The organism is Methylobacterium marchantiae (assembly GCF_042679825.1).
Taxonomy (GTDB): domain Bacteria; phylum Pseudomonadota; class Alphaproteobacteria; order Rhizobiales; family Beijerinckiaceae; genus Methylobacterium; species Methylobacterium marchantiae.
In genome coordinates, this window is the sequence record NZ_JBHTND010000019.1 from 35,999 (window position 1) to 62,352 (window position 26,354).

At 66.9% G+C, this 26,354-nt stretch carries 25 protein-coding genes; 15 read left to right on the plus strand and 10 right to left on the minus strand.

Annotated elements, in window-relative coordinates:
• Window positions 1–11 precede the first annotated feature (11 nt).
• The 5 genes from ACFQ4G_RS14500 to ACFQ4G_RS14520 all read right to left on the minus strand — a co-directional run bounded on the left by ACFQ4G_RS14500 (window position 12) and on the right by ACFQ4G_RS14520 (window position 5,158).
• Window positions 12–1,805 (minus strand): pyrroloquinoline quinone-dependent dehydrogenase, encoded by a 1,794-nt coding sequence (locus ACFQ4G_RS14500; RefSeq protein ID WP_379040452.1) that lies wholly within the window; start codon window positions 1,803–1,805, stop codon window positions 12–14.
• Window positions 1,806–1,880: 75 nt separating this feature from the next.
• The gene (locus tag ACFQ4G_RS14505; protein WP_379040469.1) at window positions 1,881–2,435 is read right to left on the minus strand and encodes an ankyrin repeat domain-containing protein; all 555 of its coding nucleotides are present in this window, start codon (window positions 2,433–2,435) and stop codon (window positions 1,881–1,883) included.
• Between the two features lie 5 nt (window positions 2,436–2,440).
• Window positions 2,441–3,511 (minus strand): SDR family oxidoreductase, encoded by a 1,071-nt coding sequence (locus ACFQ4G_RS14510; RefSeq protein WP_238204414.1) that lies wholly within the window; start codon window positions 3,509–3,511, stop codon window positions 2,441–2,443.
• A 94-nt stretch (window positions 3,512–3,605) separates the two neighbouring features.
• On the minus strand, window positions 3,606–4,436 hold the full coding sequence (locus tag ACFQ4G_RS14515; RefSeq protein ID WP_238204416.1) for a transglutaminase-like domain-containing protein: 831 nt from the start codon (window positions 4,434–4,436) through the stop codon (window positions 3,606–3,608).
• A 221-nt stretch (window positions 4,437–4,657) separates the two neighbouring features.
• The gene (locus ACFQ4G_RS14520; protein ID WP_238204417.1) at window positions 4,658–5,158 is read right to left on the minus strand and encodes a VOC family protein; all 501 of its coding nucleotides are present in this window, start codon (window positions 5,156–5,158) and stop codon (window positions 4,658–4,660) included.
• 94 nt (window positions 5,159–5,252) lie between these two features.
• On the opposite strand from ACFQ4G_RS14520, the gene uvrB reads away from it, so the two are divergent.
• The 3 genes from uvrB (at window position 5,253) to ACFQ4G_RS14535 (ending at window position 9,164) form a co-directional block, all read left to right on the plus strand.
• Window positions 5,253–7,940: an excinuclease ABC subunit UvrB gene (uvrB, locus tag ACFQ4G_RS14525; RefSeq protein ID WP_238204418.1), complete on the plus strand. Its 2,688-nt coding sequence runs from the start codon at window positions 5,253–5,255 to the stop codon at window positions 7,938–7,940.
• Window positions 7,941–8,045: 105 nt separating this feature from the next.
• On the plus strand, window positions 8,046–8,351 hold the full coding sequence (locus ACFQ4G_RS14530) for a hypothetical protein (RefSeq protein ID WP_238204419.1): 306 nt from the start codon (window positions 8,046–8,048) through the stop codon (window positions 8,349–8,351).
• Between the two features lie 96 nt (window positions 8,352–8,447).
• Complete coding sequence (locus ACFQ4G_RS14535; RefSeq protein ID WP_238204420.1) at window positions 8,448–9,164, plus strand: YidB family protein; 717 nt, start codon at window positions 8,448–8,450, stop codon at window positions 9,162–9,164.
• A 9-nt stretch (window positions 9,165–9,173) separates the two neighbouring features.
• Here ACFQ4G_RS14535 and mutM read toward each other — a convergent pair whose 3' ends face one another.
• Window positions 9,174–10,094 (minus strand): bifunctional DNA-formamidopyrimidine glycosylase/DNA-(apurinic or apyrimidinic site) lyase, encoded by a 921-nt coding sequence (gene mutM / locus ACFQ4G_RS14540; protein WP_238204421.1) that lies wholly within the window; start codon window positions 10,092–10,094, stop codon window positions 9,174–9,176.
• A 144-nt stretch (window positions 10,095–10,238) separates the two neighbouring features.
• Here mutM and ubiE point away from each other — a divergent pair, with 144 nt between their 5' ends.
• From ubiE to ACFQ4G_RS14570, 6 genes are all read left to right on the plus strand, one after another.
• On the plus strand, window positions 10,239–11,012 hold the full coding sequence (gene ubiE / locus ACFQ4G_RS14545; protein ID WP_238204422.1) for a bifunctional demethylmenaquinone methyltransferase/2-methoxy-6-polyprenyl-1,4-benzoquinol methylase UbiE: 774 nt from the start codon (window positions 10,239–10,241) through the stop codon (window positions 11,010–11,012).
• Between the two features lie 112 nt (window positions 11,013–11,124).
• Window positions 11,125–12,681 (plus strand): 2-polyprenylphenol 6-hydroxylase, encoded by a 1,557-nt coding sequence (ubiB, locus tag ACFQ4G_RS14550; protein WP_238204424.1) that lies wholly within the window; start codon window positions 11,125–11,127, stop codon window positions 12,679–12,681.
• 155 nt (window positions 12,682–12,836) lie between these two features.
• Complete coding sequence (locus ACFQ4G_RS14555; RefSeq protein ID WP_238204426.1) at window positions 12,837–13,211, plus strand: nucleotidyltransferase domain-containing protein; 375 nt, start codon at window positions 12,837–12,839, stop codon at window positions 13,209–13,211.
• Entirely contained in the window at window positions 13,208–13,594 is a 387-nt protein-coding gene (locus ACFQ4G_RS14560; protein ID WP_238204428.1) for a HEPN domain-containing protein, read from the plus strand. The genes ACFQ4G_RS14555 and ACFQ4G_RS14560 overlap by 4 nt, the downstream gene beginning before the upstream one ends.
• A 122-nt stretch (window positions 13,595–13,716) precedes the next feature.
• The gene (locus ACFQ4G_RS14565; RefSeq protein WP_238204430.1) at window positions 13,717–14,988 is read left to right on the plus strand and encodes a phosphopantothenoylcysteine decarboxylase domain-containing protein; all 1,272 of its coding nucleotides are present in this window, start codon (window positions 13,717–13,719) and stop codon (window positions 14,986–14,988) included.
• A gap of 246 nt (window positions 14,989–15,234) precedes the next feature.
• Entirely contained in the window at window positions 15,235–15,444 is a 210-nt protein-coding gene (locus ACFQ4G_RS14570) for a hypothetical protein (protein ID WP_238204432.1), read from the plus strand.
• A 32-nt stretch (window positions 15,445–15,476) separates the two neighbouring features.
• On the opposite strand, the gene ACFQ4G_RS14575 is transcribed toward ACFQ4G_RS14570, so the two are convergent.
• Both ACFQ4G_RS14575 and ACFQ4G_RS14580 read right to left on the minus strand, forming a co-directional pair.
• Window positions 15,477–15,884 (minus strand): VOC family protein, encoded by a 408-nt coding sequence (locus tag ACFQ4G_RS14575; protein WP_238204434.1) that lies wholly within the window; start codon window positions 15,882–15,884, stop codon window positions 15,477–15,479.
• 68 nt (window positions 15,885–15,952) lie between these two features.
• A complete protein-coding gene (locus tag ACFQ4G_RS14580) occupies window positions 15,953–16,597 on the minus strand; it encodes a glutathione S-transferase family protein (RefSeq protein ID WP_238204436.1) in 645 nt (214 codons plus the stop codon).
• Between the two features lie 461 nt (window positions 16,598–17,058).
• On the opposite strand from ACFQ4G_RS14580, the gene rpsT reads away from it, so the two are divergent.
• From rpsT to recF, 4 genes are all read left to right on the plus strand, one after another.
• Window positions 17,059–17,325, plus strand: coding sequence for a 30S ribosomal protein S20 (gene rpsT, locus ACFQ4G_RS14585; protein WP_019907046.1), 267 nt, complete (start codon window positions 17,059–17,061; stop codon window positions 17,323–17,325).
• 566 nt (window positions 17,326–17,891) lie between these two features.
• Window positions 17,892–19,403, plus strand: coding sequence for a chromosomal replication initiator protein DnaA (dnaA, locus tag ACFQ4G_RS14590; protein WP_238204438.1), 1,512 nt, complete (start codon window positions 17,892–17,894; stop codon window positions 19,401–19,403).
• 187 nt (window positions 19,404–19,590) lie between these two features.
• Window positions 19,591–20,712: a DNA polymerase III subunit beta gene (gene dnaN, locus ACFQ4G_RS14595; protein WP_238204441.1), complete on the plus strand. Its 1,122-nt coding sequence runs from the start codon at window positions 19,591–19,593 to the stop codon at window positions 20,710–20,712.
• A gap of 38 nt (window positions 20,713–20,750) precedes the next feature.
• On the plus strand, window positions 20,751–21,926 hold the full coding sequence (recF, locus tag ACFQ4G_RS14600; RefSeq protein WP_238204512.1) for a DNA replication/repair protein RecF: 1,176 nt from the start codon (window positions 20,751–20,753) through the stop codon (window positions 21,924–21,926).
• A gap of 13 nt (window positions 21,927–21,939) precedes the next feature.
• On the opposite strand, the gene ACFQ4G_RS14605 is transcribed toward recF, so the two are convergent.
• Together ACFQ4G_RS14605 and ACFQ4G_RS14610 are read right to left on the minus strand one after the other, a co-directional pair.
• A complete protein-coding gene (locus tag ACFQ4G_RS14605; protein ID WP_238204443.1) occupies window positions 21,940–22,566 on the minus strand; it encodes a disulfide bond formation protein B in 627 nt (208 codons plus the stop codon).
• Window positions 22,567–22,576: 10 nt separating this feature from the next.
• Window positions 22,577–22,732 (minus strand): DUF5993 family protein, encoded by a 156-nt coding sequence (locus tag ACFQ4G_RS14610; protein ID WP_238204445.1) that lies wholly within the window; start codon window positions 22,730–22,732, stop codon window positions 22,577–22,579.
• Window positions 22,733–23,052: 320 nt separating this feature from the next.
• Here ACFQ4G_RS14610 and recQ point away from each other — a divergent pair, with 320 nt between their 5' ends.
• Both recQ and ACFQ4G_RS14620 read left to right on the plus strand, forming a co-directional pair.
• A complete protein-coding gene (gene recQ / locus ACFQ4G_RS14615) occupies window positions 23,053–24,894 on the plus strand; it encodes a DNA helicase RecQ (protein ID WP_238204447.1) in 1,842 nt (613 codons plus the stop codon).
• Between the two features lie 217 nt (window positions 24,895–25,111).
• Entirely contained in the window at window positions 25,112–26,257 is a 1,146-nt protein-coding gene (locus ACFQ4G_RS14620) for a hydrolase (RefSeq protein ID WP_238204514.1), read from the plus strand.
• The last annotated feature ends 97 nt before the right edge of the window (window positions 26,258–26,354 follow it).

A 26,354-nucleotide genomic window follows, 5' to 3' on the forward strand; every position in this document is an offset into this window, starting at 1 on the left:
GGGTGTGTCCCTCACTCAGGAAGCGAGAAGACCACGAGGGCGTCGCCGGTGCCGAAACCGGAGCCCTTGGTGAAGGAGGCGCCGCCGGCCGCCACGGCCACGTATTGCCGGCCGTCGAGAGAATAGGTGATCGGCGGACCGCCGATGCCGGCGCCGCACTGGAAGCGCCACAACACTTCTCCCGATGCCGCATCATGGGCGTCGAGATGGCCGTCCTCCTCGCCCGAGAAGACGAGACCGCCGGCGGTGGCGAGGGTACCGCCCGACAGCCGGCTCCCCGCCTTGACCGACCATTTGATCGCGCCCGACTTGGCGAGGTCGATGGCCGTGAGCGTGCTGAAAGAGGGCTCGCCCTTCGCCTCGCTCGTCTCCGTGAAGCGGATCGGCGGCTTGCCCGGGGCCCCCGGCACCGTCCGCACCGTGTAGGTGGTGGCGCCGTGGCGGACCTGGGCATAGGCGGTGTTCGCCGCCGGGTCGAAGGCCACCGGGTGCCAGGAGATGGCGCCGAGCGGACCGGGACTGACCACGGTCCCCGTCTCGGTGGGCGGCGCGTAGAGGTTCTTCTGCGTGATCAGCGGCGCCGACCTTCCGATGAGCGCGCCGGTCGCCCGGTCGTGGACGTAGAGCCAGCCGGTCTTGCTCGCCTCGGCGACCGCCTTCACCGGCCCTTGCGGCGTCGTGTAGTCGAGGAGGAACGGCGGGCTCGCGACGTCGTAGCCCCATTCGTCGTGCGGCACCTGCTGATGATACCAGCGCAGCTTACCCGTCCGCACGTCGAGGGCGACGAGGCTCATCGTGTAGAGATTGTCGCCCGGCCGCGAGAGGCCGAAATTCTGCGGCGCAGGATTGCCGGTGCCGACATAGATCAGGCCGAGATCGGCATCGTAGGCCGGCGTCATCCAGAGCGAGCCGCCGCCGACCTTCCACGCGTCCCTGTGCTCCGGCGCCGCCGCCTTCTCCGCCGCGATGTCGCGGTTGAGCGGCACGCCGTCGGCGGTCTTCTCGACGAAACCACCTTCCCAGCCATCCTCCTTGGTGACGTACCAGCGCCAGCGCTCTTCGCCGGTGGCGGCATCGTAGGCGGCGAGCCAGCCGCGCCTTCCGTATCCGCCCTCGATCCCGACCACCGCGCCGCCATCGAGCCCGCCCTTCTCGTCCTCAACGTGCAAGCCGTAGCCGGCACCGGCGACACCGACGATGACGAGGCCCTCGGCCACCAGCGGCGGCATCTTGAAGCCGAGCCGGCTCGACCCCTGGACCGCGCCCGCGCCGAGCTTGCCCGCCAGATCGGAGGCCGTCTCGGATTCGCCCTCCTCCGGGCGGACCGCCTCGTGGTCCCACAGGACCTTGCCGGTCTTCGCATCAAGGGCGATGACCCGCCCATCCATGGTCGCCTCGAATACCTTTCCGCCCGAGACCGCGACGCCGCGGTTGGAGGGCGGTCCGAAGATCTTCTCGGTGCGGGCCTTGTGGGTATAGGTCCAGAGCACGCGGCCAGACTTCGCGTCGAGTGCCGCCACATGGTTCTGGGTGGTGGAGAGGTACATCACGCCGTCGACCACCACCGGCTCGGCCTGGAAATAGCCGGTGATTCCGGTCTGGAAGATCCAGGCCGGCCGGAGCTTGCCGACATTGCTCCGGTCGATGGTCGCCAGGGGCGAGAAGTGCCGGTTGGTATGGTCGCGGCCGAACATCGGCCACTCGTCGGCGCTGGCGCCGGAGGATGTCAGGAGGGTGCCGGCCAGGAGCGACATGGCGACGAGCGCCGCATCCCCGGCGCGGCCGGGGGTCTGATGAAGCGCCATCCTCGTTCGTCCCTCGTCTGGTTTATTCTTCTTGGAAATCCTGCAGGCGGCGTCGCTGTGCCGACGCCTCGACACTCACGCCAGACGGGTCGCCGCGTCGAGCTGTGCAGGAGTGCCGGCCGCACCCATCGACCGCGCGAGGTCGGCGGCGTTCTGGCCGTTGCCGTCGCGCCGGTCCGGGTCGGCTCCCTTTTCGAGGAGGAGTTCGACCATCTCGGTCCGGTCGAACATGGCCGCGGTCATCAGCGCCGTGCGCGTTCCGCTACCGACGCCGTCGACATTCGCTCCCTTTTCCAGGAGCAGGTGAACGACGGCCATGTCGCCCTTGAAGGCCGCTCCGGCCAGCGGAGTCTGACCGCGGTCGTTTGAGAGTTCGGGGTCGCCGCCGTGATCGAGGATGATGCGCGCCGTCTCCACCTGACCGTTATAGGCGGCGAGCATCAGCAGGCTGTCGCCCTTGTCGTTGCGGATATTGGCCGGAAGCCCCTGGGCCAACAACTCGGCGAGTTCTTCGGAATGGCCCATCCGTGCGTATTGGAAGACCCGGCCCGCGAAGGCCAAGGTCTCGGCATCGAGTTCGGGGCGCTCGAGGCCGGGCGCGTTCTGCGTTTCGGGTTGCATCATGCCCATCCGTGTCATGGGATCACCCGCTCGGCGCGCAGGCGGCCGAACAGGTCGAGAAAGCTGTCGTCGCTCGGCTGATAATCGAGGAAGCCGAGGCGGCGGCTGCGGGCCATGTCGGTGATCACCTCGATCGGGCGGCCGAGATCCGCATCGGTGTGCCACGGCGACACGAGACGATCGAGATCTGCCTCGACCAGGCCGTGACGTTGCACGAGGTCCGCCCAGCGCGGGCCGTCCTCGACCATCTGCTCTTCGAGAGGTGTCGCCGTTCCGGGATAGGGCGCCGGGTCGAGACCGAACCAGTGCGCGATCCTCTCCCACATCCACGACCAGCGGAAGACATCGCCGTTGACGACGTTGAAGGCGGTGTCGGTCGCAGCCGGGTGAGTGGAAGCCCAGGCGAGGTGGCGGGCGAGCAGGCGCGCATCGGTGACGTCGGTCAGGCCGTTCCATTGTTGTGGCGAGCCCGGGAACAGGAACGGCCGGCCAGTCTCGCGGCAGAGCGAGGCATAGACCGCGAGGGTCACGCCCATGTTCATGGCATTGCCGAGCGCGTAGCCGACGATCGTGTGCGGACGGTGCACGCTCCAGCCGAACTTCTGCCTCTTGGCGGCGGCGAAGACCTCGTCCTCTTGGACGTAGTAGAAGTTCTCCACCGGCAGACGGTCCTGATCCTCGCGGAACGGCGTCTGCGGGAGCGTACCCTTCCCATAGGCCTCGAACGGGCCGAGATAATGTTTGAGGCCGGTCACCAGGGCGACGTGCCGAAGCGGCGCGGAGTCCAGGGCTGCGAGGAGGTTGCGCACCATCGCGCCGTTGACGCGGCAATTCTCGGCTTCGGTCGCCTGCCGCATCCAAGTGGTGATGAAGACGTGGGTCGGGGCGAGTTCCGACAGAGCGGCGTGCAGGGCGTCAGGGTCCGTCAGGTCCGCGCTCACCGGCGTGACGCCCGTGATCGCGACGGGGCGGCGGGCGAGGCCGTAGACGCTCCACCCCTCGCTGACGAGGTGCCGGGCGAGATTGTTGCCGACGATGCCGCTCGCACCGGCGATCAGGGCGGTGCCCTTTAGACTGTCAGACATTCGGTCTCCGATGATCGGGGTTTTCCCACCTCGGACGATCGTCCAAGGCGGGAACCCGTCTATCGGAACGCGGGAGACCGGATGTCGATCCGCCTCAGGCGACGGGCGTCAGCACGCCGGTCTCGCTGATCTCGTCGGTATGCACGTCGAAGCTCGCGAGCAAAGCCGTGCTGAAACTCGTGGAGATCGCGACGTCCGTGGCGTCGCGGCCGCGCGCGATGAGGATGCGGCCGATGCGGCGCTTGTTGTTGCGCGCATCGAAGGTGAACCACCGCCCGTCGAGATAGACTTCAAGCCAGGCCGAGAAGTCGCCCGGCGGTACCACCGGCACGCCGATATCGCCGAGATAGCCGGTGCAGTAGCGCGCCGGGATGTTCATGCAGCGGCAGAAGGCGACGGCGAGATGGGTGAAGTCGCGGCAGACGCCGATCTTCTGGGTATAGGCTTCGTAGGCGGTGCGGGTGGCGTCGGCCTGCTGGTAGTCGAACTTGATGTGCCGGTGCACGAAGTCGTGGATCGCCTGTACCCGCTTCCAACCTTCGGGCGTGGTGCCGAACAGGCCCCAGGCGATGTTCGAGAGCTTGTCGGTCTCGCAATAGCGGCTGCCGAGCAGGAACGGCAGAACATCGTCGGGCAAGTCCTGCACCGCGTGCTGCTTCGCCTCCGGCACGAGTTCGTCCAATTCCCCCGAATCCTCGATGGTGAAATCGGCCGAGACCGTGATCCGGCCGCCGGGGGCGAGAATCCGGGTGCAGACATTGCCGAACGGGTCGAGAAAGCTGTGGGCATCCACCGGCGGGTCGATCGTCATCGTCTCGGGCGTCAGCAGGTCACCGACTCGGGAGGGATGGACATTGAGCATCAAGGTGATCGGCGTCGGGCCGAACGTGTCGTAGCCGATCGTGTAGCCGGTCCGGATTTTCATTAAGGTCGCTCGCATCAGGCAATGGGTCAGGTGGGATCGCTACTCGTCTCCACCCGCCGCCGACCCGCTCCCGCGGCCGTCGGCCTTGCTCGAGCGAGGGGCGTCGAGGCGGCAACGGTCTTGTGCCGTCATGCTCGCCTCAGCCACCCTCACCGAGGGTGGCACCGTCTGCATCAGCAGGTAGCACACCGGAGGGTTGCCGCCTAACGGTTTGCCGTCCCTCAGGAATGCTCCACAATCGAGCGGAGATCGGCGAGGTCGAGGCGGCGGGTGAACATGGCGATCCCGCCCTCCGCATCGCGCGGCCATTCCGCTTCCGGCCTGTCCCGGTAGAGCTCGACCCCGTTCATGTCCGGATCACGCAGGTACAACGCCTCGCTCACGCCGTGGTCGCTGGCACCGTCCAGCGGAATGCCGACCTCATCGAGCCGCCGCAGGGCATCTGCCAGGCTCGCCCGCGTCGGGTAGAGGATCGCCAGGTGGAACAGGCCGGTGGTCCCGGGCGCCGGTGGAGGGCCACCCTCGCTCTCCCAGGTGTTGAGTCCGATATGGTGGTGATAGTCGCCGGCCGCGATGAAGGCCGCCTGGGTGCCGTATCGCGCCTTCAGCGAAAAGCCGAGCACCCCGCAATAGAAGGCCAGCGCCCGCTCGATATCGGCCACCTTGAGATGGACATGGCCGATCCGCGCTTGCGGATGGATCGGGTCTGGCTTGATCGTCATGACGGGTGGCACTCCTGACCATTACGAAGAGAGGGTGGGCGAGAAGATCGGAGCTGCCCTTTCCCCTTTCGTTCCGCGGGACCATATTCCACCCATGCCTCCTGCGAACAAACCCCGCGTCTCCTCGGCGAAGGCGTCGAAGCCCGAACTGAAGCCGCTCGACGAGCATCTGGCCGCCCTGCTGAGTCCGGCGCTCAATCGCAACCGGCTGCCCGTGGTCGAGAATAAGGCGCCACCGGCACCGCCGAAGAAAGCCGGGCGGCCGAAGAAGGCCGCGTCGACCCCGATGGGTTTCGGCGAGGCGCCACAGGCCGGGTTCACCCTGGGCGATGCGGCCGATGTCGACCCGCGACTCGCCCAGGCGTTGGGGCTGCAGCCGCCGGAAGACGGCCCCGCACCGGAAGCGCTCGCGAACGAGGACGATACCTCGCTCGCCACGGACGGCGTGTCGGCCACGGTGGATGCGCTCTCGCGCCTCCTCACCGAGGGCAACCCGCTGTTCAGGGACGGCAAGACCTGGTCGCCGCACCGGCCGGAACGGCCGAAGAAATCTGAGGGCGGTCTCGCCTTCACCCTGAAATCCGAGTTCGAGCCTGCGGGCGACCAGCCGCGCGCCATCGCCGAACTGGTGGACGGGGTGAACAAGGCCGAGCGCGACCAGGTGCTCCTGGGGGTCACCGGCTCCGGCAAGACCTTCACCATGGCCAAGATCATCGAGGCGACGCAACGCCCGGCCCTGATCCTGGCACCCAACAAGACGCTCGCGGCGCAGCTCTACGGCGAATTCAAGAGCTTCTTTCCCGACAATGCGGTGGAGTATTTCGTCTCCTACTACGATTACTATCAGCCCGAGGCCTACGTGCCGCGCTCGGACACCTTCATCGAGAAGGAATCCTCGATCAACGAGCAGATCGACCGGATGCGCCACTCCGCCACCCGTGCGCTGCTGGAGCGCGACGACGTCATCATCGTCGCCTCGGTCTCGTGCATCTACGGTATCGGTTCGGTGGAGACCTACACCGCCATGTCGTTCACGGTGTCGCTCAACGAGCGCATCGAGCAACGCCAGCTCGTCGCCGACCTCGTGGCACTGCAGTACAAGCGCATCCAGTCGGATTTCGCCCGCGGCACCTTCCGGGTGCGCGGCGACGTGATCGAACTCTGGCCCGCCCACTTGGAGGATCGCGGCTGGCGAATCGGCCTGTTCGGCGACGAGATCGAATCGATCACCGAGTTCGATCCGCTCACGGGAAAGAAGATCAACGACCTCAAGTTCGTGAAGGTCTACGCCAACTCGCACTACGTCACGCCGCGCCCCACCCTCCAGCAGGCGGTCAAGGGCATCAAGACCGAGCTGAAGCTGCGCGTCGACGAGTTGACGAAGATGGGCCGCCTGATCGAGGCCCAGCGCATCGAGCAGCGCTGCACCTTCGATATCGAGATGATCGAGGCCACCGGCGCCTGCAACGGCATCGAGAATTATTCGCGGTATCTCACTGGGAGAAAGCCCGGCGAGCCGCCGCCGACCCTGTTCGAGTACCTGCCCGACAACGCCCTCGTCTTCACCGACGAGAGCCACGTCACGGTTCCGCAGATCGGCGGCATGTACAAGGGCGACTTCCGCCGCAAGGCGACGTTGGCCGAATACGGTTTCCGACTTCCCTCCTGCCTCGACAACCGCCCGCTCCGGTTCGAGGAATGGGACGCCATGCGGCCGCAATCGGTCCATGTCTCGGCGACCCCGGCCAAGTGGGAGATGGAGCAGACCGGCGGCGTCTTCGCCGAACAGGTCATCCGCCCCACCGGCCTCGTCGACCCGGTGATCGAGATCCGCCCCGCCCGCAGCCAGGTGGACGACCTCCTCGGCGAGGTCCGCGAAGTGGCGCAGGCCGGCTACCGGACCCTGGTGACGACGCTCACCAAGCGCATGGCCGAGGACCTCACCGAGTACCTTCACGAGAATTCCGTCCGCGTCCGCTACATGCACTCCGACATCGACACCCTGGAACGCATCGAGATCATCCGCGACCTGCGCCTGGGCGCCTTCGACGTGCTGATCGGCATCAACCTGCTGCGCGAGGGCCTCGACATCCCGGAATGCGCCCTGGTCGCCATCCTCGATGCCGACAAGGAGGGCTTCCTGCGCTCCGAGACCTCGCTGATCCAGACCATCGGCCGCGCCGCCCGTAACGCGGACGCTCGCTGCATCCTCTATGCCGACAACATCACCGGCTCGATGGAGCGGGCGATGGCGGAGACCGAGCGGCGTCGTACGAAGCAGCTCGCCTACAACGAGGAGCACGGCATCACGCCCCAGAGCGTGAAGCGCGGCATTTCCGACATCCTCAGCAGCGTGTTCGAGGGCGACCACGTCCAGATCGATACGGGCCTGGCCAAGGACGCGGTCACCATCGGACACAATTTCAAGGCCGTCCTGGCCGACCTCGAGAAGCGCATGCGCACCGCCGCGGCCGACCTCGATTTCGAGGAGGCGGCCCGTATGCGCGACGAGATCAAGCGTCTGCAGGCGACCGAACTCCTGCTCTCCGACGACCCGATGGCGCGTCAGGGCGATGTCGAACGCGACGCCGGCAAGTACGGCGCCAAGCGCAGCCGCATCTCGAAGCCGAGCCTCGACAATATGGGGCCGGGCACCGACCGCGAGCTTCCCGTGGGCGGTGAGGCGCCGCTCTGGGCGGAGCGGCCCAAAGCCCGCTCGACGCAAGGGCTCGGCGGGCAGAAGCCGAAGTACAAGGGCGGTGGCGGGCGCAAGCGTGGCTGAAACCGACGCCCGATCCGGAACCCGCGGGCAGGCTCGGGCTTGGTCAGGCACGCGACGGCGACCATGATCGGTCGCCCAGGCCCCTCGAACCGACGGAGCACCCTCATGCGCAAGGACCCCGCGATCCGAACCGGATCTATCCTGGCCTTCGGCATGCTCGTGGCGCAAGCGATACCGGCCCACGCCATCTCCGACCGGCGCGACCAGCCCACCGCCGCCGACGTCCCCTCGGAGACTCGATCCGGCGAGGCGGCAGGCTCGCGACCGATCGGGGAGGTGAAGCCCCCGAGCGCCATACGTCCGTCGACCGCGGTAACCGCGGACGACGGCGCCGGCAAGAAGAGCCGGACCAATCCCCTCGACCATCTGCCGGAGCGCGACCGCGCCGGAACGGGCGGGCGAAAAGAGTAGAGCTTCATTCTGCATTGACCCCGCGGAACCTCGCATCCGCATCTCTGGGCGATGAGCGAGCGCGCCACCCGGCACGCCGGTCAAGGAGGAATAGTCATGGGATTGCTCGATCAGGTCATCGGTGGAGTGCTCGGTAACGTCCTCGGCGGCGGCCGGAGCAGCGACCATCCGCAGGGAGGCGGCGGATTGGGCGGTTCGCTCTCCCCCATCGTCCAGGCGCTGCTGATGCTGCTCCTCCAGAAGGGCGGCGGCCTCGGCGACATCCTCGGCGGTGGCAGTGGCGGGCCGTCCGACAGGGATCGGGGCGGCTTTGACGACGAACGGGGTGGTCCTCCCGAGCCTTATGGTGAGGACGAAGAGGACAGGGGCGGCTTCAATCAGGGACGCGGCCCGCGCGATTCCGGCGGAAATTCGCGTGACTCGTCGCCCGAGGGCGATTTCAGCGATCTGTCGGGTATGCTCGACGGGCCGGGCAATCGTCAGACTACCTCGCCGGGTGCCGGTCCCTATGGCCGGCTCGACCATGAACAGGGTGAGGATCTCGGCGGCCTCGACGGATTGATCGATCGTTTCCAGCGCGGCGGACTCGGCGATGCGATGAATTCCTGGATCGGCCATGGCCAGAACCAGCCGGTGAAGCCGCAGCGTCTCGCCGACGCCCTCGGTTCGGACACCGTGAACACCCTGCAGAGCCGCACCGGACTCTCCCGCGACGATCTGCTGTCGCAGCTCGCCCAGGCGCTTCCGGGCGTCATCGACGGCCTGACGCCGCAGGGACGCCGACCGGAGCCGGAGGAGCGGCGCAACTGGTAGGCGCCGCCGTCAGGCTTTGCGTGTCGTCGTGCCGCCCGATTTTGCCGGCTGGCAGGTTGGGCAGTAGAACGTCGATCGGCCCGACTGCACGATCCGCGCGATCGTGCCGCCGCAGCCCGTCTTCGTGCAGGGTTCGCCGGTCCGGTCATAGACCCTGAACGCATGCTGGAAGGCGCCCGACCCGCCATCGGTATGGGCGTAATCGCGCAAGGTGGAGCCGCCGGCGGCGACCGCCTCGTTCAGCACGTCGCGGACCATGCGCGCCAGCAGCCGGGCCTTCGGCGTCGGCCGGCCGTCGGGCTTGGCGAGACTGCCCGCCGACATTTCGGGATGCAGTCCCGCCCGGTGGAGCGCTTCACAGACATAGATGTTGCCGAGCCCGGCGATGAGCCGCTGGTCGAGGAGCGCCGCCTTCAACGGTGTGATCTTGTGCCGGAACAGCAGCGCCAGGGTCTCCGGCGTCATGGCATCGCTCAGGGGTTCGATCCCCATCGCCGCGAAGTGCCGACAGCCGGCGAGCCCTTGCGTCGGCACGAGGTCCATGAAGCCGAAGCGCCGTGCATCGTTGTAGGTCACCGTGGCGCCGTTCGACATCGCCATCACCACATGGTCGTGCTTGGCATTGCCGAGCGCGCCTTCGAGATAGAAATCTCCAGGCGAGACGTTGCGTCCGTCCGGCATCGCCACGTCGAATCGCCCGCTCATGCCGAGATGCAGGATGAGCGTCTCGCCGGTATCGAGGCCGGCGGTGAGATATTTCGCCCGCCTGGCGAGATCGATCACCGTGGCGCCTTCCAGCCGCTCTGCGAAACGATCGGGGAAGGCAAACCGCAGGTTCGGCCGACGCAGGGTGACGCGGGAGAACCGGGCGCCGACCATGGCGGGTGCCAGCCCGCGGCGGACGGTCTCGACTTCGGGCAGTTCGGGCATGGATGGGTCGCGCGGCTCGATATCGGGGGCATCGTTTTACGGCGGCGACCGGCATCCGCTGTCGATCGTTTCACGCCTGTCGAACCCGGCACATGGCGATCCCGGCCGGCTTTCGCTATGACGCTCGCGCAAGAGGATGGTGACATGAGTTCGGCCGAACGATCAGGCGACACGACCAGCACGCATTTCGGGTTCGAGCAGGTGGCGCTCGACGAGAAGCAGGGCCGCGTCGACGACGTGTTCCGCTCCGTGGCGAAGCGCTACGACCTGATGAACGACCTGATGTCGGGAGGGCTTCATCGCGCCTGGAAGTCGCATCTGATCTCGATGCTGCGGCCGCCGCGCAACCGGCCGTTCCGCCATCTCGACGTGGCCGGCGGTACCGCCGACATCGCCTTCCGCTCGCTCGAGGCCGGTGGCCACGAAACCCACGTCACCGTGCTCGACATCAACGAAGCGATGCTGCGCGTCGGCGCCGAGCGGGCCGGCCACCGCTATGACGGGCGGATCGACTTCGTGACGGCGAACGCCGAATCGCTCCCGCTGCCCTCCGAGACGTTCGACGCCTACACCATCGCCTTCGGCATCCGGAACGTGCCGCGCATCGACCTCGCGCTCGCGGAAGCGCGCCGCGTGCTGAAGCCGGGCGGGCGCTTCCTCTGCCTCGAATTCTCCAAGGTCGATCTGCCGGTCCTCGACCGCATCTACGACGCCTATTCCTTCCACGTGATCCCGCGCCTCGGTGCCAGCGTGGCGGGCGATGCGGAATCCTACCGCTATCTCGTGGAATCCATCCGCAAGTTTCCCTCCCCCGGGCGCTTTGCCGGCATGATCGAGGAGGCCGGGTTCAAGCACGTGACGTACCGACCCCTGTCGGGCGGCATCGTGGCGATCCATTCCGGCTGGAAGGTCTCGTGAGGCTGGATCGGTCGGATCGTGCCGGCATGATCCCGACGGATGTCCTCATCCTGAGATTCGATGATGGGGCAGGTGCTGGTGCCGCCTTGGTCACGCATTTCGGAAGCCCCCGATGCTAGGCGCCATCGTCTATCTCATCCGCGGCGCAGGCGTCGGCTTCGTGCTCGCGCGCGAAGGCGGGCTGTCGTTCATCGACCCCACCGATTTGCCGCCGCATCTGCGCTTCGCCCTGAAACTCGGGCGGATGCTGGAAAGGCCGGGCCTCGGCGCTGGTGCCGGCCCGTTGCAGCGCGCTCTGACCCGGCTCGGCCCTTCTTACGTGAAGTTCGGCCAGTTTTTGGCGACGCGGCCGGATATCGTCGGCATGAACGCCGCTCTCGACCTAGAAAAGCTGCAGGACCGGGTGCCGCCCTTCCCGCAGGACCAGGCGGTGCGGGTGGTGGAAGCCGCTTTCGGCAAGTCGGTGCGCGAGCTGTTCCTGTCCTTCAGCGAGCCCGTCGCCGCTGCGTCCATCGCCCAGGTCCACAAGGCCCATATCCTCGATGCCAACGGCGTCGAGCGAGTGCTGGCGGTCAAGATCATGCGGCCGGGCGTGCGCGAGCGCTTCCAGCGCGACCTTCAGGTCATGCGTTTCATGGCCCGCGTGGTCCATGCCCTGTCGCCCAAGGCCGAGCGTCTGCGCCCCCGCGACGTGGTCGAGATCCTCGCCCGTTCGGTGATGATGGAGATGGATTTCCGGCTCGAAGCCGCGGCCATGTCCGAACTCGCCCAGAACACCAAGGACGACGACGATTTCCGCGTGCCGAAGCCCGAATGGGAGCTGACGGCGCGGGATGTCCTGTCGAGCGAATGGATCGAGGGCATCCGCCTCAACGACCGGGCCGCCATCGTAGCGGCCGGCCATGACGCCAAAGCGCTCGGGCTGGCGGTGATCCAGTCGTTCCTGCGCCAGGCGATCCGCGACGGCTTCTTCCATGCCGACATGCATCCCGGGAACCTGTTCGTGGACGCGAGCGGCACGTTGGTGGCGGTCGATTTCGGCATCATGGGCCGGCTCGGCATCATGGAACGGCGCTTCCTCGCGGAGATCCTCCTCGGCTTCATCCTGCGCGACTACAAGCGCGTGGCGCAGGTGCATTTCGAGGCGGGCTACGTGCCGGCGCACCATTCGGTGGAGGATTTCGCCCAGGCCATCCGCGCCATCGGCGAGCCGATCCACCAGCGCAAGGCCGATGAGATCTCGATGGCCAAGGTGCTGACCCTGCTGTTCGACATCACCGCCCTGTTCGACATGAGCACGCGCACCGAGTTGGTGATGTTGCAGAAGACCATGGTCGTCGTGGAAGGCGTCGCCCGCTCCCTCGACCCGCAGCTCGACATGTGGACCGGGGCGGAGCCGGTGGTGCGCTCTTGGATCGCCCGCAATCTCGGCCCCCTCGGACGGATCGAAGGCGCCGGACGTGCGGCCCTGACCCTGTCCGACGTCGTCACGGACCTGCCGGACCTCGCCCAGCGCCTGCGCCGCATCCTGGTCCGCCTGGACGAGACCGGAACCGGCGACCGCAAGGCGCTGGAGAGCATCGCACGCAAGGAACGCCGCCGGGCCCTGTGGTCGACGGCGGCTCTGTGGGCCATCGCCCTGGGAGCGCTGGTGATGGCGTTCCGGTAGGAGAAAAGCGGGCTTCTCGCCGTTCTGCCATTCGGTGCTAGAGTTGTTCGACGTCGTGCGGTTCGATTCCGTGAGCGCGGATCGCAGAAGGCGGGACAGCAACCGCACCTCGTGTCACGTGCAGACGTAACGCGACCGCGAGGCAGGGAACCGACATGACGACGCTCCGACCCGGGACGCCTCCGCCCATCGACGCCGACACCGATCGCGCGGCGCGTCTGTTTCTCGGGCGTCTGGAAGACCGCTACATCGTTCAGGAGAGTCTCCTGTTCGGCAGCCGCGCACGCCAGACACATGGCGATGGCAGCGACGCCGATATCGCCGTTGTGCTGAAGGGGTCGCGAGGAGACCGGAAAGGTGCCGCACGCGACATGGCCGGTATCGCGTTCGACGTGATGCTGGAAACCGGAATCCTGATCGAGGCACTTCCGCTGTGGGAGGACGAGTTGAGGCGGACCGAGACCTTCGCCAATCCCGCCCTTCTCGATGCCATCCGCCGTGATGCCATCAGTCTCGGAACGCTTCCGTGACACCGACGACCTATATGGAGAAGGCACTTCGTGCATTGGCGGGCGCACGGGTGCTCCTCGACGCGGATGACAGCGAGGGAGCCTGTAGCCGCGCATATTACGCTATGTTCGACGCGGCGCGGGCGGCCTTGATCGCTGTCGAGGCGGAAGGGGCGCAGGAGAGCACCAAGACTCATCGAGGTCTGATCGCTGCATTCGGGAAACATCTCGTCCTCACAGGATGCGTGGACGCCGAACTCGGCCGCTGCTTCAACAAGGTGCAGGGCTTACGCATGATGGCCGACTATGTCGGCGAACCCCTTTCCCGCGAGGACGCGGCCTGGGCGATCGTACAGGCCGAGATCTTCATCCAGACCCTGCAGGAGCGGATCGTCGCGCCGTGATTTCCTATCGATGAGACATTGTCCTTCGAAGTGACTGTCCCCGACGTCTCGTGACGTATGACCCCGATCGCTTCGACCGCTCGGCGATTGACGACCGAAGACAGTGCGATGATGTGGAGCCTATGACCCTGCCTCTCCAGAACCGACGCATCCTGCTGATCATCGGCGGCGGCATCGCCGCCTACAAGTCGCTCGACCTGATCCGGCGCCTGCGCGATCGCGGGGCGCGGGTACGGCCTCTGCTCACGGCGGGAGCGCAGGAATTCGTGACGCCGCTGGCCGCCGCCGCGCTTGCCGGGGAGCGGGCCCATACCGACCTGTTCGACCGGGCGGAGGAGGCCGATATCGGCCATATCAAGCTCGCGCGCGACGCCGACGCGATCGTGGTCGCTCCGGCAACCGCCAACCTGATGGCGCGGATGGCGGGCGGCGACGCTTCCGACCTCGCCTCCACGGTCCTCCTGGCGACGACACTGCCGATCCTCATCGCCCCGGCCATGAACGTGCGGATGTGGCAGCACCCGGCGACACGGCGCAACCTCGCGACCCTGAAGGCGGACGGCGTCCGCGTGGTCGGACCCAACGACGGCGCCATGGCCGAGGCCGAGTTCGGGCCCGGCCGTCTCGCCGAGCCGCTGGAGATCGCCGATGCGGTCGAGGCTCTGCTCGGAGACGTACGGACCGGCGAGGCGCCATCGTCCGCAGGGTTCGGCTTTCTCGCCGGGCGGTCATCGCCAAAACCCCTTGCCGGCAGGCGCGTCCTCGTCACCTCCGGGCCGACGCATGAGCCGATCGACCCCGTGCGCTACCTCGCCAACCGGTCCTCCGGCCGGCAGGGGCATGCCATCGCCGCCGCCGCCGCCGCCGCCGGGGCGGAGGTCGTGCTGGTGTCCGGGCCGGTCTCGATTCCCGATCCGACAGGCGTCACGATGGTGCGCGTGGAGACGGCGCGGGAGATGCTGGCGGCGGTCGAGGCCGCCCTCCCCGCCGATCTCGCCATCTTCGCCGCCGCGGTGGGCGATTGGCGGCCAGTCGAGAGCCGCGATTCGAAGATCAAGAAGGACGGCTCGGCCGTGCCGCCGCTCTCGTTGGTCGAAAATCCCGATATCCTCGCCACCATCGCGAAGCGTACCGAAGGGCGCCCGACCCTCGTCGTCGGTTTCGCCGCCGAGACCGACGCCGTCATCGCCCATGCCCGCGAGAAGATCGCCCGCAAGGGCTGCGATCTCCTCGTCGCCAACGATGTCTCGGCCGCAGGCGGCGTGATGGGCGGGACCGCCAATACCGTTCATCTCCTCGACAGGGAGGGCGGTCTGGAGACCTGGCCCACCCTCGACAAGGATGAAGTCGGACGGCGACTGGTCGAGCGTTTCGCCGCACGCCTCGCGACGTGATGCGGATCGATCCAGCCCATCCGACGTTAAGACTTGACGAACCCTTCGCACCGCATCATGTCGGCGCAACCGTCATTGCCGTGCACCTGCCCGGCGCGGCGGCTCCACAGGAACTTTCGAACCCGATGCCCAGCGACAGTAGTCGATGGACCGCGCCGATTTTGGCCGACAGCGTGTCGTGCGCCTGATCGATTGATCGGGTTCACCCGCGATCGGCCTTGACGGCCGGTCGAACGAGGTGAACCGATGACCTTCCAGACCTTTGCCTTTGCTCGTGTCCGTTCGCGCGGAGCATCCCCCTCGCGGGACAACAGCGTCGCGCTGATCCTCCTCGTGATGATGACGCTGGTCTTCGCACCGGTCATCGGCATGCATCTCGTCGCGGCCTTCTCCCCCTCCTCGCTTCCGACGAATCTGCTCTCACGCTCGACGGACGCGGCGATCCCGCCGGGCTGAGCTCGGCGAGGACCGTCCCGGCGCGAAACCGCTCAGGATTGGGGAGGAATCGCTGCCTGGTCCATATACATCAGCTCCCAGACATGGCCGTCGAGGTCCTGGAACGAGCAGCCATACATGAACCCGTAATCCATGTTCGGCTTCCAAGGTCTGGCGCCGGCCGAAAGGGCTTTCGCCAGAGACTCGTCGACCTCTTCGCGCGATTCGCAGGAGAGACAGGTCAGGACTTCCGTCGCCTTCGTCGTATCGGCGATCTCTCCCGTGATGAAGTCGCGGAAGCGGGCCTCCGTGAGCAGCATGACGAAGATGCTCTCCGATACGACCATGCAGGCCGCGTTCTCGTCGGTGAAGGCCGGATTGAAGGCAAAGCCGAGCGCACCGAAGAAGGTCTTTGACGCTTCAAGATCCTTCACCGGCAGATTGACGAAGATCATCCGCATGTCGGTCGCTCCTTGCTCGAATCGGGTTGGATGCTGGATCGGGCGCCGCCGCTGGTCCAGCATCGGCATCACTCGGCTTGGCGCGACAGGGCCTCGTGCTCGGCAGCCAGGGCCGCTTCTTCTGCCTCGATCTTCCGGAAGGCCGGACGCGCCTTGATCCGGCCGATATAGGCCACGATGGCCGGCTCTTCCGGTACGATCTTGAACGCCGTCATCCATCCGAGCGCCGTGCCCCACAGGATGTCGGCGGCGCTGAAGCGGTCGCCCAGGAGGTATGGTCCCTTCGACAGGGTCTCGACCACGCTGTCGAGGACGCCGTCGAAACTGCCATAGGGCGACATCGCCATGGGGCCGGGTTCCCGCTCGAGGGCACGGTCGATCACCGCGGGCTCGAAACACGATCCGTAGGTCACCATCCAGCGCAGGTAGGGTCCGCGGAGCGGATCACCGATCGGCGGTGCCAGGCCCTTCTCGGCGAATTCGTCGGCGAGGTAGAGATAGATGGCCGGTTGCTCGGTGACGAGCGCGTCGCCGTGCCGGATGGCCGGGACCTTCCCCAACGGGTTGATCGCCAGATAGGCGGCTTCCCGTTGTTCGCCCGCCTTCATGTTAAGGACGTGCAGGCGGTGAGGCGCCTGGAGCTCTTCCAGCAGGAAACGGACACCGGACGAGCGGGTGTTGGGTGAGTGGTAGAGGGTGATCTCGGAGATCATGTATCCGGCTTCGGCTGCGAATCGTGAGCAATCATGTCGTCCGATGCTGGGTCCGGGTCAAACGCGGCCTTGCCATCGGACGCTGAAATTCCGGATCTTCACGAGGCTCGTCTTCGCCGTGCCATCTCTCATCGAAGACTGAAATTCTATCTCGATACTGAGAGATGATCCGACGATGTCTCGTGTCTACCTTGTGATTGATGGCCCGGATTGGTTTGATCGAAGTTCCGGGGCGGACAAGACCGGTCGCATTCTGCAGGGCTTTGCTGCATCGGCGTCGCGATACATCCGCGCAGATCGCGTTGACGGAATGCCGGTGCGTGTCTATAGAGCGCGCTTCGCCGACAGGCCGCGCTCACGCAGCCCGTCGGCTTCGCCATTGCCCGAACAACCTTCGCGCGACGACCGACACTGAAAGCCTGCGGGCTCGTCGGCATCGCCTCACATGAACGAGGATGCCCATGGCCAACACCGTGTCGGCCAAGAAAATGACCCGCAAGATCGCGAAGCGGACCGCCGTGAACCGCTCGCGCCGCAGCCGTATGCGCACCTTCCTCCGCAAGGTCGAAGAGGCGATTGCCGGCGGCGACCAGACCGTTGCGCTGACCGCCCTGCGTGCAGCCGAGCCCGAGATCATGCGGGCCGCCCAGCACGGCATCGTTCACAAGAACAACGCCTCCCGGAAGGTTTCGCGCCTCGCTGCGCGGGTCAAGGCTCTCGCTGCCTGATCCCTCCCTTCCTCGGATGACGCGAAAGAAGCCCGGCCTCAGTGCCGGGCTTCTTTCGTTTCGGGCTTCCCAAAGCCGAGCCGGGCCGGGCCGGCGGATCGCCATCGTCGCCTTTCCGACGAAGCCCGGTCGACGTGTCGCGCCAAGACTGAATCCCGAGTCGAAACCCCGCGAAACCGAGTCTAAGCGTTAACCCTACCGCCGAATCTGCCGTGTTGCGGAGTCTAGGGGGGCTGTGTAGATTAATGATCTCTCGCCAAAAGCGGGAAAATTCACACTTAATTCAAACCTGCCCGAATCGTCCGCAAGATGTCGGGCGTGCCTCGACTCCACACGCACCGGAGAGATCCCAGCAGCGTCTTGGCCATCTGTCCCCACAACTCCCGTTGTTAGGAGAACCGTAGCTTATTGTTGATAGGGTCTTTTCATCGGCAAAAGCCTGCGGTGGAGGGATTGACTCCGCCAAGTCGTTATGGGTCTCGCGAATTCCTTGCGGGGCGTGATGTCAGTCAAGTGTGCGTACGCTCCGAATGGCGGCTTCCGCTCTCGGCGCGAGGAGAGCAATGATGCATGTCGACGGTAGCGTGGCGGGTAACGCCGAGACCGGCATGGGTGGCGCAGGTGGGGCAGACACGGTTGCGGCCTGGGCCCGCGTGAAGCGGCGCCTTCGGGCGGAGTTGGGTGAGGACGTCTTCGCCAGCTGGTTCGCGCGGCTGGAACTGGTGGAAGTGGTGTCCGGGACCGCGCGCCTCAGCGTGCCCACCCGCTTCCTGAAGAGCTGGATCGAATCCCACTATCTCGACCGTGTCCTCGCCACCTTCCGCAGCGAGGTGGAGAGCGTCTCGCTCATCGAAGTCGGCGTGCGTGGAGCCGGAGCCCCGGTCCGCGTCGCTCCGAGTGCGGTCAAGTCTTCCTCCCCCGCAAGCCCCCTCGCCCGTCTGCAGAGCACCGGCAACGCGCAGATCTCGTCCGGCGCGATGAGCTTCCCGGCCGACGCCGATTCCGCCACGCAGCCGCGCGGGGACGCCGGGGGCGATCTCAACGGCGCCCCCCTCGACAACCGTCTCACCTTCGCGAGCTTCGTCGTCGGCCGCTCCAACGCCCTCGCGCACGCCGCGGCGGAACGCGTATCGCGCCACGACGGTCAGGGCGCGCTCTATAACCCGCTCTACTTCCATGCCGGTGTCGGCCTGGGCAAGACCCACCTCCTCCACGGCATCGGTCATGCCGCACGCGAGGCCGGCCGCCGGGTGATCTACCTCACCGCCGACCGCTTCATGTACGGCTTCGTCAACGCCCTGAAGACCCAGAACGCGCTCGCCTTCAAGGAGAGGCTGCGCGCCATCGACCTGCTCATCCTCGACGACGTCCAGTTCATCCAGGGCAAGTCGATCCAGGCCGAGTTCGGTCACACCATCAATTCGCTGATCGATGCGGGCCGTCAGGTGGTCGTCGCCTCCGACCGCCCGCCAACCGAACTCGAAGCGCTGGAAGAGCGGGTGCGCTCGCGCCTCGCCGGCGGCCTCGTGGTCGAGATCGGCACGCTGGACGAACAGCTCCGCATGTCGATCCTGTCGGCGCGTCTCGCCGCCGTGCGGGTGGCGCATCCAAATTTCGAGGTGTCGCCCACCGTCGCGACCTACGTCGCCCGCGCCATCACCGCCAATGGCCGCGACCTCGAAGGTGCCGTGAACCGGCTCCTGGCCCACGCCACGCTCACCGGCACCGCCGTGACCATGGAGACGGCCGAGACCGCGATCCGCGACCTCGTGAAGAACCGCGAGCCCAAGCGCATCAAGATCGAGGACATCCAGAAGCTGGTGGCCTCGCGCTACAACGTCTCGCGCTCCGACATCCTGTCCGAGCGGCGCACCGCCGCCGTGGTGAAGCCGCGCCAGATCGCCATGTACCTCTCCAAGGTGCTGACCCTGCGCTCTCTGCCCGAGATCGGACGCCGCTTCGGTGGCCGCGACCACACGACGGTGCTCCACGCGGTCCGCAAGATCGACAAGCTGATCGGCGAGGACAATGTGCTGAACGACGAGGTCGAGCTCCTGAAGCGGATGCTGCAGGACTGATCGCCCGGATCGGGGCGATGCACGGGGCGATGCGGGCGACGGCTCTCCCGCATTGCCCTGGATAGAGCCTCGGACGCTCTTGCGTTCGGACAGGCCCTTCGCCAAGTTCACCGGCCAAGCCGCCGGCTCCATCCGTTCATAATCTCGGGGTCGGCGACGTTTTTCCGAATGACCACGAGTTGTTGCGATGAAAGTCACTGTCGAGCGCGCGGCTCTCCTTCGATCGCTCGGCCACGTGCATCGCGTGGTGGAGCGTCGCAACACGATCCCGATCCTCTCCAACGTTCTCCTGCGCAGCGGGCCTGACGGGCTGGAGCTTAAGGCGACCGACCTCGACATCGAGGTGACGGAATCCGTGCCGGCGGACATCGTCGATCCGGGCGCCACCACGGTGCCGGCCCACGTGATCTACGACATCGTGCGCAAGCTGCCCGACGGTGCTCAGGTCTCGCTCGAGACCAGCGGCGAGACCGGACAGATGACGATCCGCTCGGGCCGTTCCCGCTTCTCCCTCGGTGCCCTGCCGGAGGGTGACTTCCCTGATCTCGCCGCAGGCGAACTCGGCACCAGCTTCGCCATCGCAGCGAGCGATCTGAAGCGCCTCATCGAAAAGACCCAGTTCGCGATCTCCACCGAGGAGACGCGCTACTACCTGAACGGCATCTACCTCCACACGATCGACCTCGACGGCACGCTGAAGATGCGTGCGGTCGCCACCGACGGACACCGTCTCGCCCGCGTCGAGATCGACGCCCCCGAGGGCAGCCGCGGGATGCCGGGCATCATCGTGCCGCGAAAGGCCGTGGCCGAGATCCAGAAGCTGGTGGAGGATGGCGGCGAGACCGTCGAGATCGACCTGTCGCCGGCCAAGATCCGGTTCCGCTTCGCCAGCGGCGTGACCCTGATCTCCAAGCTGATCGACGGCACCTTCCCGGATTACCAGCGTGTGATCCCCACCGGAAACGACAAGTTCCTCACCGTGCAGCGCGACGAGTTTGCCCGCGCCGTCGACCGCGTCTCCACCATATCGTCCGAGCGCGGGCGCGCGGTGAAGCTTGCCGTACAGGAGGGCCGCCTCGCCCTCTCCGTGAACAACCCGGATTCCGGCAGCGCCACGGAAGAGCTCGACGTCGATTACGACGCCTCCGCCCTCGATATCGGCTTCAATGCGCGCTACCTCCTCGACATCACCGGCCAGCTCGAAGGCGACACCGCCCTGTTCAAGCTCGCCGATCCCGGCTCGCCGACCTTGATCCAGGATCGAGAGGGCGCCTCGGCGCTCTACGTGCTGATGCCGATGCGGGTGTGATCCAGAGCGTTTCGTCGATTTTTCCGGAGAGATCGGGCATCACAGTTCAAGCCACGGAGGCCATTGCCGCACCGTCACTCGATGGTCTGCGCCTCACCCGCGTGATCTGCCGCGATTTCCGCAACCATGCCGATCTCGACCTCTCGGTCGGGAGCCGTTTCGTCGCTTTGGTGGGAGAGAACGGGGCCGGCAAGACCAACCTGCTCGAATCCATCTCGCTCTTCTCCCCTGGGCGCGGATTGCGGCGCGCGGATCTGTCGAGCATGGCGCGACAGGCCGGTTCCGGCGGTTTCGCCGTGTCGCTCGCCCTGGCGCGAGGGGATGACGACCATCGTATCGGCACCGGCTACGAGCCGGCGGTGGGCGATGGCCGCAGCACACGGCTCTGCCGCATCGATGGCGAGACGGTGGGCTCGCCGGTGGCCTTCGCCGAATTCCTGAGGGTGATCTGGCTGACGCCGGACCTCGACGGTCTGTTTCGCGGCCCCGCCGGCGATCGCCGCCGCTTTCTCGACCGTCTCGTCCTTGCGGTGGACGCGACCCACGGCGCCAGGGTCAACGCCCTGGAGCGAGCCCTGCGCTCGCGCAACCGCCTGCTGGAAGAGCGTCCGAACGATGGACAATGGCTCGACGCGATCGAGCGCGAGGTCGCCGAACTCGGCGTCGCCGTGGCGCTGGCGAGACGCGAGACCGCCGAGCGGCTCGACCGCCTCATCGCCGAGAGCCGCGATGACGCGCAACCCTTCCCCTGGGCCGGGATCAGGCTGGAAGGCGATCTCGACGATCTCGTCGCCGTCTGGCCGGCCCTGGAGGCGGAGGACCGCTTCCGCGCCGCCCTGCGCCAGGGCCGCCCGCGTGACAGGGCCGCGGGCCGAACGCTCATCGGTCCCCAGGCGACGGATCTCGTGGTCCGGCACGGCCCGAAGGACGTACCGGCATCGACGGCGTCCACCGGAGAGCAGAAGGCGCTGCTGATCGGTCTCGTCCTGGCCCATGCCCGACTGGTCCACGCCATGTGCGGCATCGCGCCCGTCATCCTGCTCGACGAGGTCGCCGCGCATCTCGACCCGCGGCGGCGAGCAAGTCTGTTCGACGCCCTGGAAGCACTTCAGGGTCAGGTCTGGATGACGGGTGCCGATCCCGCTTTGTTCACCGAGCTGGAGGGGCGCGCCGACATGGTCTCGGTCGCGGACGGTCGCATCGTTTCGGCGTGAACGCCGATCCTCGTCAGCGTCCGAGCAGCCGGTCGATCATCTCGTAGCTGACCGGATTATCCGGGCAGAGACTGAGGCCGCATTCGGCGAAGGTGGAGGCGGCATTGGCCAGAGCGACGGCGAGGAACAGGAAGACGACGGACAGGCCGAGCGCTCCGGCTCGCGCGCCGGGAAGGCCCGCGGGCTCCGGCCCGATCGGCTGACCCAGGACCGAAGCCGCCTCGCCCCGCCTCGTGGCGGGTTCGGTGGCGAACTGCCCGTCCCACAGAGACATGATGGCGACCCCGACGATGATGGCGACGAAGGAGATCAGCGCCCAGACATAGAAATGGAGGCCGAATAGCGCCTCTCCATAGGTGCCGGTTCCCGGCGCGATGTGCAGAGCCGTCTGCCTGGCGGAGATCACGCTGCCGACCACGGCGCTGAGGGTGACGATGGCGTAATGCGACGGCCTCGGCCGATCGCAGATGTTGAGGACGAGCCCCAGACCCGCCGCCGTGAAGGCGGCGCGCTGCAGCACGCAGAGTGGACAGGGCAATTCGCCGAGGACGATCTGATACCAGAACGCGACGAGCAGGATGAGGCTGCAGCCGAAGAGGCCGGCCGCATTCAGGCCACGAGCGAGGGACGGCGCGACCATTCCGAGACCTTCAGAAGACGAGTTGCAGGGCATCCGTGGCGTGCTCGCGGAACAGTGCCATCAACACTCCGAGGGACAGGCCCCAGACGGCCAGGGCAAGGCCGCGTCTGCCGGCGAGGGCCGCGCCCGTGGCGCCCGCGAAGCCGAGAAAGGGGATGACCATCATGGACGATTCTCGGTATCTCTTTCGGTCGGAGAGCGAGACGTCTCCGAGGCGCAGCACAACTAAGCGGACATCTCCTTTCGTTTGCTTAAAAGCAGCGCTTCCCCCGCCCGTCCTTTTCGTCGGGCCGCCGCCGCGCGTCATTCAAGCCGGGCCGACGACCGGGCGATTGACCTTGCCGCCCATGGTCGTCAAACGCATTTTTCCGATAGTCGGCGGCGTGTTCGAGCATGGATGTCCAAACGGCATCCGTCCGCCGCTTTCCCTCGGCCGCCATTCGGCCCTGACGACCACCCTTTCCCGACCACGATGACGGACTCTTCATGACCGACCGCCTCGACGAAGCTCGACGCGCCCTGAAAACCACCTTCGGCTACGACGATTTCCGCCCGGGCCAGGATGAGGTGATCGGTGCCGTCCTCGACGGGACGGACGTGTTCGCGGTGATGCCGACGGGGTCGGGCAAGTCGATGACCTATCAGCTTCCGGCCCTGGTCGAATCGTCGCTCACGGTGGTGGTGTCGCCACTGATCGCTCTGATGCACGATCAGGTTCAGCAGATGATCGGCTTCGGCGTCGAGGCCGCGACCCTGAACTCCTCGGTGGCCGAGGCGACCTCGCGCGAGACCTGGCGCAAGATCCGCTCGGGCGATCTCCGCCTGCTCTTCGTCTCGCCCGAGCGGCTGATGATGGAAGGGCTGATGGAGGCCCTGCGCGGGGCCGGCGTGCGGCGGCTCGCCGTGGACGAGGCCCATTGCGTCTCGCAATGGGGGCATGATTTCCGGCCCGAATACCGTGATCTCGCCCGCGCCCGCGAGGCCCTCGGCAACGTCCAGACCCTGGCGCTCACCGCCACCGCCGACAAGGCGACGCGGGCCGACATCACCGAGCGGCTGTTCCCGGCCGGCCGCGACCTCAAGGCCTTCGTCCATTCCTTCGACCGGCCGAACATCCGCCTGACCTTCGCGCCGAAGGACAACCCCACCCGCCAGATCGAGCGCTTCCTCAAGCACCGCCGCTCCGAGAGCGGGATCATCTACTGCTCGTCGAGGAAGCGTACCGAGCAGCTCGCCGAGACGCTGGCCAAGGACGGCTTCAACGCCCTGCCCTACCATGCCGGCCTCGACCAGGGCACGCGGATGAAGAACCAAGACACGTTCCTGCAGGAGGACGGGGTGGTGATGACCGCCACCGTGGCCTTCGGCATGGGCATCAACAAGCCTGACGTACGCTTCGTCTGCCATGCCGACATGCCCTCCAACGTCGAGGGCTACTATCAGGAGATCGGCCGCGCCGGCCGCGACGGCCTGCCGGCCGACACGCTCACCATCTACGGCCTCGACGACATGTCCCTCCGCCGCCGCCAGATCGACGAGAAGGACGTGCCCGACGAGCGCCGCCGGGTGGAACGCCGCAAGCTCGAAGCGATGATCGCGCTCTGCGAGGGGGCGACCTGCCGGCGCCAGTCCCTGCTCAGCTATTTCGGAGAGGCGAGCGAGCCGTGCGGCCGCTGCGACCTGTGCCGCAGCGGCGTCTCCCTCGTCGATGCCACCGTGCCGGCGCAGAAGCTGCTCTCGGCCATCGTCCGCACCGGCCAGAGGTTCGGAGCGGCCTATGTCTGCGACGTGGTCCACGGCAAGGAATCCGACACGATCCGCCGCAACGGCCACACGGCGCTGAAGACCTTCGGCGTCGGGGCCGACAAGCCCTTGCCGGCCTGGCGGGCCATGCTGCGCCAGCTCTTCGCCGCCGGCGCCGTGGCGGAGAACGACGACGGGTTCGGCGGCCTTTCCCTCACCGAGAAGGGCGAGGCCATCCTGTTCGGCCGCGAGGCCATCCAGATGCGACCCGATCCCGAGCCGAAAGCCGCCGAACCGCGCGACCGCAAGCGCGGCGGCGCGGCACGCGAGGACGCGACGCTCGATCTCGACCCGGCGACGGAAGCCCTGTTCCAGCATCTCAGGGGCCTGCGCGCCACCATCGCCCGCACCGAGGGCATCGCCGCCTTCATGGTCTTCCCTGACCGCACCCTGATCGAGATGGCCAAGGCCAAGCCGGTCGACCTCTATGCCCTGCGCACGGTGCACGGTGTCGGCGAGCGCAAGCGCGACGCCTATGGCGACCGCTTCGTCTCGGCCATCGCCACGTACTTGTCGCAGAGCTAGACCGGGATGCCTGATGCGGTTTCGCACTCGTGCGATGCCCGTCCCATCGTGTAGGGACGAGATTCGGCGATCCGTTCGCGGGCTCGCCGGACTGTCTCTGCTGCAGGACAAGTGTCTTCGCAGCGCGCACCAAGTGTCTTCGCCCCGCCTAACGGATACCCGAATCATCGCCTCGGATTTGCCGGCCCCCGCCTCCCTGCCTCGCCAGGTCTTCTACATGCCGGGCTTCGACCCGCGTGAGCCCGAGACCTATTGGGGCCTCTTCCGACGGGAGAGCCGGCTGACCTCCGTCAGGCGCGGGATGGCCATCGCCGTGAGCAACCCGACGAGATCCTCGGACGGGCTGCGCCTCGATTGGGAGGTGGAGGCCGACGGCGCGCCGACGCGCTACACCCTGCTGCGCTGGGACGACATCGTCCGCGCCCGTTTCCCGCGCTCGCCGCTGCGGCGCCTCGTGGAGGTACCGGCTCTGTGGTGGCGGCTGTCCCGCAGCGGCTACGTCAAACGCTTCCGCCGCGAGGCCAAGCGCTTCGCCCGCGTCATCATCGGTGTCCACGCGATCTATGCCGCGCTGGTCGTCCTCTCGTTCGTGCTGGCCTCACTTCCCGCCTGGCTGGGGCCCGCGCAGTGGCGGCCCTGGAGCCTCGCGGCGATTCCGGTGCTCGCCTACGCGATCCATCTCGGCCTGATGGCGGTGACGCGGGGAAAGCCGTTCTACGTCGCCCATCTCGTGGACGACACCGCCTTCACCTACGACCATGCCAGCGGCGCCGAAAACCGGATGCGCCGCCGCCTCGATGCCTTCGCGGAAGAGATCCGCGCGGCCGAAGGCAAGGCGTCCGAGATCGTCGTCATCGGCCATTCCTCGTCGAGCTTTCTCGGCATCGAGGCCCTCGACAGGATCCTCGGCGGCGATCCCGATTTCGGGCAGCGCGAGACACCGGTCTCCTTTGTCAGCATCGGCAGCGTGATCCCGTGGATCACCCTCGATGCGCCGGCGGCCGAGATGCGTGCGGCCCTCTCCCGGGTCGCGGCGGCACCGGCGATCCGCTGGCTCGACGTGCGCGCGAAATGGGACTGGCTCTCGGTCCATGACCGCGACGTGCTCACCGCATCGGGCGTACCATCGCCCCAGGATCACCGGCCGGTGGAGATCCATGTCCGCATCACCGACCTGATCGAGCGCAAGATCATCGCGCGGCGCAAGTGGAACCTGTTCCGCATGCATTTCCAACTTTTGATGTCGAGCCTCAACCCGGAAGCGTTCGATTACGTCGCCTTCGTCGTGGGGCCGGAACCCATCCACAGCATCATCGATCGATGCCGTGGTGCCGGCGTCCTGCCCTCGGCGAAATCGGCCTGAGTTCGGTTTTCGGCGAGGGCGCATGGCCGGACGCCGCTTTGACGTGTTGCCAGCACGGGCGCTTACACTCTAGAGCCGAGCCAACTTGGCGCATGTC